Annotated in this window: 6 protein-coding genes; 2 read left to right on the top strand and 4 right to left on the bottom strand. The window is 64.3% G+C overall.

Annotated elements, in window-relative coordinates:
* The 4 genes from Q8814_RS11085 to Q8814_RS11070 form a co-directional block, all read right to left on the bottom strand.
* Window positions 1-1,113: SRPBCC family protein (locus tag Q8814_RS11085; RefSeq protein WP_330152069.1), on the bottom strand; the 1,113-nt coding region annotated here is incomplete at its 3' end.
* A 6-nt stretch (window positions 1,114-1,119) separates the two neighbouring features.
* Complete coding sequence (locus Q8814_RS11080; protein WP_330152068.1) at window positions 1,120-1,731, bottom strand: hypothetical protein; 612 nt, start codon at window positions 1,729-1,731, stop codon at window positions 1,120-1,122.
* A 390-nt stretch (window positions 1,732-2,121) separates the two neighbouring features.
* Window positions 2,122-2,637: a TIGR04338 family metallohydrolase gene (locus Q8814_RS11075; protein WP_330152067.1), complete on the bottom strand. Its 516-nt coding sequence runs from the start codon at window positions 2,635-2,637 to the stop codon at window positions 2,122-2,124.
* On the bottom strand, window positions 2,634-3,443 hold the full coding sequence (locus Q8814_RS11070) for a DUF2786 domain-containing protein (protein ID WP_330152066.1): 810 nt from the start codon (window positions 3,441-3,443) through the stop codon (window positions 2,634-2,636). The genes Q8814_RS11075 and Q8814_RS11070 overlap by 4 nt, the downstream gene beginning before the upstream one ends.
* An 83-nt stretch (window positions 3,444-3,526) precedes the next feature.
* On the opposite strand from Q8814_RS11070, the gene Q8814_RS11065 reads away from it, so the two are divergent.
* Both Q8814_RS11065 and Q8814_RS11060 read left to right on the top strand, forming a co-directional pair.
* Window positions 3,527-4,978 carry an alanine/glycine:cation symporter family protein gene (locus Q8814_RS11065; RefSeq protein WP_330152065.1) on the top strand — a complete coding sequence of 484 codons (1,452 nt, stop codon included), beginning with the start codon at window positions 3,527-3,529 and terminating at the stop codon, window positions 4,976-4,978.
* A gap of 44 nt (window positions 4,979-5,022) precedes the next feature.
* Window positions 5,023-6,096: an ABC transporter ATP-binding protein gene (locus tag Q8814_RS11060; RefSeq protein WP_330152064.1), complete on the top strand. Its 1,074-nt coding sequence runs from the start codon at window positions 5,023-5,025 to the stop codon at window positions 6,094-6,096.
* Window positions 6,097-6,199 lie beyond the last annotated feature (103 nt).

The raw sequence follows: 6,199 nt of genomic DNA, 5'->3' as shown, positions 1-6,199 counted from the left end.
GTCTTCGTCACTCTCGGCGAGGTCTTCTTCGTCGCCTTCGCCGGTGTCTTCGTCACCTTCGGCGAGGTCTTCTTCGTCGCCTTCGCCGGTGTCTTCGTCACCCTCGGCGAAGTCTTCTCCGTCCCCTTCGGCGGCGTTTGCCTCTTCCTCTTCTTCCTGCCGGGCCGTCTCGTCGTCCTTGACTACCTCGCTCTCGCGAATTTCTCCGTGCCAGCCCACCACGTCGTCGGGATGGAGCACGGCCTCGGTCATAGCGTGTCGACGGAAGTGCTTGAGTTCCAGCCGAGATCGGCGTCCCACCGCACGCCACAGGTTTGCGGTACGTTCGAACAACCCGCGCGGGTGATACTCGAGGATCAGGACGATCCGGGTGAGCCCCGGGACCAGTTCGTGAAACGTGACCGCGCCGTCGATGTAACCTTTTCCGCCCTTGGAACGCCACACGATTCGCTCGAACGGGACCTGCTCGAGAATCGTGGATTCCCAGTTCCGGCGCGACCAGAACACCTTGCCGGTCCACTGCAGTTTCTCGTCCTGGACCTGTTCGACCTGCTCGACCTTCTTCATGAACTTGGGCCAGTCGGCGAACTGGGTCCACAGGTCGTATGCCAAGTCGAGCGGCACACCCACATCGATACTTTCGACGATGTTGGTGAGTTTGATCTTCTTGCCGCCGCCACCCTTACCCTTGCCGCCGGTGACCGCATCCTTGACGTTCTCGAACTTGTCTTTTGCGGCCTCTTTGAGACGCCCGAATCCGGTGCTTTCACCGTCCTCCGAGTCGTCCTTCTCGGTGCCGGTCAGGGCGCTCACGAGGTTTCCGCCCCCACCCTCGGCGTAGTCCTGCAGCCGCCCGGTCGTGCCCGAGACTCTGTCCGACACCTTCGACAATGTCGACTCGGCGAGGGTGCCTCCGAGGTTCTGCAACGACTTCAGCAGCCCGCCACCGGTACCGGCCCCCTCCTGGACGGATTCTCCTGCCTTCTTCACGGTTCCGGTCGCAGCTCCGGTCGCGGCGCGACCCGTGCGGCCCGCGGTCTTCGTCGCAGTCTTACCGGCCTTCCCCACCGCACCGGTCACGTCGGTGGGTAGATCCTTCAACGACTTCGTCATGTGGTCTCACCTTCCTGTGCGACGCACCGGAGCACGACCGGATGTCGATCCCTCGGCACGCGCAGCGCGTTTGCGCGGCCTCGGTTTTTTGGTGTCCTCGCCGTCCGAGTCGGCGGAATCGGCTGCTGCGGCTTTACGTGTCGCGCGCGGTCGGGCAGGAGTCCGTGTGGAGCGCCGGCGTGCAGCCGGTCGCTGCGGTTCGGATTCTGTGTCGGCGTCGGCGTCGGCGTCGGCAGTATCCGTGTCCGAATCGTCGCCTGCGTCAGTACCTTCGTCGGTGGCTTCGTCCTCGTACTCGGCGTCCTCGGTCGTCTCGTCATCGTCGCGAGGTTCGTCGTATTCCTCGTCGTAGTCCTGCTCGGCTTCGTCGGCAGAAGACTTGGCGGACCGGTTCTGCAGTCGCTCGTTGAGGGCGTCGATACGATTGCTCGCCGCCGTCACGGCAGCCGCGCGTGCGGCGTTCATCAACTCGCCCCGAATGGATTCGGTGAGTTTGAGAACCTCGGGGGACGAACCGAGCGGGGACGAACCGAGCATGGAAGTGCCGCGCTGCAGGAGTTCCTGTGTATTGCTGGGCAGTTTGCCCGTGACACCGGCGCCGGCGAGCATCAGTGCCATTCGCATTTTCTTTGTGCGGCCCAGGAAGTATCCGATCCCCACGCCTACAGCGACTTGTGCTCCGGGATTTATCACCGTTTCTCCTTCGCGAGTGTGACGCGCCGCGGTTTCGCTGCGGGCGCGGATGTCTGTGCAGCGTGCACTCGACACGTCCAACTGTGATGTAGACAACACTACGGCAAATGCCGTAGCCCTCGAGTCGCGTTGGAGTGGACGATCAGGCGAGGGGCAGGGCGGTGAACAGAGTGAATCATCCTGATTACTCAGGCTTTTCGGGTTCCTAGCTCTTTCTTGGCGCAGGGCGTTGCAAAGTAAAGATACGACGCGGTTATGGAGATGGATCGGTAAAGCAATCGGTCCGATTGCGCCCTCGGGTCGGAACGCTGGTACTTATCCAAACGTAGTAATGCCGGTAACTCTGAGCGCGAATGCCGCTTCGGGCCCGATGATCTCGCCTACCAACGTGAGAAGCCGCTCGACGAACTCGAGGCCGTGAGCCGGCTCTGTCGGGTCGTCGGGGTCCTGAGGATCGAGATGGTGCGCAAGCTCGTGCAGCACCACAAGTTCCCGAAATGCCCACGCGTGGTTCGCATGATGGGCGGGCAATGCGATCGTCGCGCAGTCGCTCTCGTAGTGCGCGGCGGTGTTGCCCGCGCGGGTGCGCACCCGCACCGGAACCGCGGCCCGTGGCCATCGGTCGCGCACCCATCCCAGCGCCAGTACCGAATCGACATAGTGTTGCACCGATTCGATCGACGCGAAACGGCGTTCGATGGGCAATGTGAGATGGGAACCCCCCACCTCGACCGTCCGAATGCCGCGCTCGTCGGCACGATCGAACATGCAACGCACCATCGACTCCGATTCGTACACCGCGGACTTGCGGGCGTCCCGAATTCTGGTCACCGTTCCAGTGTCCTCGGTGCGGAGGGCAGTTCGGGTGCGTTTCCGAGGCGGGCCTCGCGCCCGGCCCGGTCGCCCGCGCGCTGCGCGTCGGCAGAACGCGCCGTCGGGGTCCGGTTGCCGCGCCAGCTGCCCCGCGCCTCCGACGTAGTGCTGTAGAAGTCGCGCAACTCGAGTTGCTTGTCCCGTAGGACGAGCGCGGTGCCCGGCGACGACACCTCGGCATCGCGCTCGGTGTCCTGTTTCGTCTCCGCCAACCGTGCCCCGATCCGGGCCGCGAACGCGGACTGGAAATTCAGGCGCGCGGTCACCGGCGCGATGGGGCGCCGCACACGGGTGCGCACCTGCCGGTTTCCGCGTCGCTCCACGACGGTGCGCAGCGTCGTCTCGTTGCGATACGTGCCGGAGCGCAGGTAGGTGTCGGAGGCGCGGACCATCTGCACGAGCAGGGACGAATACAGCGCCTCGCACACGTCGATGTCGTCGGCGAACCCGTAGGCGTAGACGACGGTCGAGGTCGACGTGATGTCGCACTGCACGTCGTTGGCGCCGGCGATCGCCAGGAAGAGCTGCGCGTAGGTGCGCAGTCCTTTCTTTCCTGCCTCACCGATGGTGACGAGCCGCTGCACGGGCGTCGCGCGCCTCTCCCGCGATGCGGTGTGCGAGCGTGCGATGGCCAGATCCACCGAGGCTGTCGTCGCCAGCCGCTGGGCTGCGGCGAGAAACGCATCGGCCTCGTGGGGGTTGTCGGTCGACTCCGCCTGCCGCAGCAGGCCGCCGATGCGGGTCAACATCTTGTCCGAACTCACGCAGACGAGCGTAGAACCATCCACCGACGCGCTGTAACGCCGAAAGGCTGCGAGATTTCATGCGACCGTCCAGGATCTGTGAAATGGATGCTGTGGTCGATTTCGTCACCGATATCAACGACTGGTTCTGGTACGGCGTCATTGCGCTGCTGGTCGGATCAGGCCTCTACTACTCATTCCGCTCGCGGTTCATCCAGATCCGGTTGATCCCCGACATGCTGCGTTCGGTCGTGGAGAAACCCGAAGCGCTGCCCGACGGCGAACCGGGGATCTCGGCCTTTCGCGCGTTCTCGATCTCGGCTGCCTCCCGCGTCGGGACGGGCAACGTCGCGGGAGTCGCGATCGCCATCAGTATCGGCGGGCCCGGCGCGGTGTTCTGGATGTGGATGATGGCGCTGGCCGGGGCGGCGACCGCGTTTGTCGAGTCCACCCTTGCGCAGTTGTACAAGGTGCGCGACAAGGGTGCCTACCGCGGTGGTCCGGCGTACTACATGCAGTACGGCCTCGGTAAACGCTGGATGGGCATGATCTTCGCGGTGATCATCACGATCACCTACGGGTTCGTGTTCAATGCGGTCCAGACCAACTCGGTCGTCGATGCCGTGTCGAGTTCCGTCGGAGAGAAGACGACAGCGCTGCAGGTCGGGATCGGGGCGCTCGTCGCGATCCTCGTCGCAGTGGTGATCTTCGGCGGGGTGCGACGCATCTCGGCGGTCTCACAGGTGGTCGTGCCGGTCATGGCGGCCGCGTATCTGATCCTCGGTGTCATCGTGGTGGTTCTCAACATCGATGAGGTCCCCGGCATGTTCCGGCTGGTATTCGATAACGCCTTCGGCATCCGGGAGATCGCCGGTGGCGGATTCGGTGCGGCGTTCATGAACGGCATCCGGAGAGGGTTGTTCTCGAACGAAGCGGGTATGGGTTCGGCGCCCAATGCCGGCGCAACCGCGTCGGTGTCGCACCCGGTCAAGCAGGGCCTCGTACAGAGTCTCGGCGTCTACTTCGACACGTGGCTCGTGTGCTCGATCACCGCGTTCATCATCCTGCTGTCGGAGCCGGAATTCGGCTCGGGCCTCGAGGGCGCCGCACTCACCCAGAATGCGCTCGCACTGCAACTCGGCGATTGGACCGTCCACTTCCTGGCGGTCCTCATCTCCTTCCTCGCGTTCACGTCTGTCATCGGCAACTACTACTACAGCGAATCGAACATCGAGTTCCTCACCGGTTCACGCAGGGCGCTGCCCTACCTGCGGTCGCTGGTGGTGCTGTGCGTGTTCCTCGGCGCGATCGGTTCGGTGCCGCTCGTGTGGGCGCTGGCCGACCTGTCGATGGGCGTCATGGCGACCGTCAACCTGATTGCGCTGGTCCCGTTGTCGGGCGTCGCCTACGCCCTGTTCCACAACTACTCGGCCCAGCGCAAACAGGGACGCAACCCGGTGTTCCATCGCGGCGACGTACCCGGCTTGCGGGGCATCCAGGTGTGGGGTGACGACGACGTGGTGCCGATCACCGAACAAACGCGCGGCACACGGTAGATTCCCGTACCGCACGTGCGTGTCCGCTTCGGAAAGGATCTGCGATGGCCTCGGTGACCTTCGACAAGGCGACATGCCTGTTCCCCGGTTCGAGCACTCCTGCGGTCGACGCATTGGATCTCGAGATCGAGGACGGCGAGTTCCTCGTCCTGGTGGGGCCGTCGGGCTGCGGTAAGTCCACGTCGTTGCGGATGCTCGCCGGGCTCGAACCGGTGCATGCCGGACGCATCCTCATCGGCGATCGCGACGTGACCGGACAGGATCCGAAGGAACGCGACATCGCGATGGTGTTCCAGAACTACGCGCTGTACCCCCACATGTCGGTCGCCGAGAACATGGGGTTCGCGCTCAAGCTCGCGAAGATACCGAAGAAGGACATCCGTGAGCGGGTGGTCGAGGTCGCGAAAATGCTCGACCTCGAACAGTTCCTGGACCGCAAACCCAAGGCACTGTCGGGCGGCCAGCGTCAGCGCGTCGCGATGGGCCGGGCGATTGTGCGGCAACCGCAGGTCTTCCTCATGGACGAGCCGCTGTCCAACCTCGACGCGAAACTCCGCGTGCAGACCCGCACCCAGATCGCGCAGTTGCAGCGGCGCCTCAACACCACGACGGTGTACGTCACGCACGATCAGGTGGAGGCCATGACGATGGGCGACCGCGTCGCCGTGCTCGAAAAAGGCATTCTGCAGCAGTGCGCTTCGCCGCGCGTGCTCTACAACAAGCCGGCCAACGTGTTCGTCGCAGGTTTCATGGGCTCGCCCGCCATGAACCTGTTCACCCTGCCGGTATTCGACCGTGGTGTCACCTTCGGCGACATGCATGTACCGGTCCCGCGCGACGTCGTCGGGCAGGTCACCGAGACGGAAGTGGTGCTCGGCATCCGCCCGGAACACCTCGAGATTTCGAACGAGGGACTCGAGATGGACGTCGACGTCGTGGAAGAGCTGGGTTCCGACGCGTACGTGTACGGCAGGGCGAAGGTCGGGGGACGCTCGCAGGAGATCGTCGCGCGCAGCGACTGGCGGAACCCGCCGCAGAAGGGCGAGCGGGTGCACCTGCGTTTCGATCCGAACCAGGTGCATGTGTTCAAGACGTCCGACGGACGGCGAATCGGCTGAACGCTGCGGCGTTGCTCGACACACAACCGATTCAGGATGGGCGGAATGCCGACTTTTCTCGGTGGCCCGTGCCACAGTAGTGCCGGCGTCGGTGCCCCCGCGG

It is taken from the genome of Rhodococcus chondri, assembly GCF_036327435.1.
Taxonomy (GTDB): Bacteria; Actinomycetota; Actinomycetes; order Mycobacteriales; family Mycobacteriaceae; genus Rhodococcus; species Rhodococcus chondri.
This window is presented reverse-complemented; position numbering and strand designations above follow the sequence as displayed.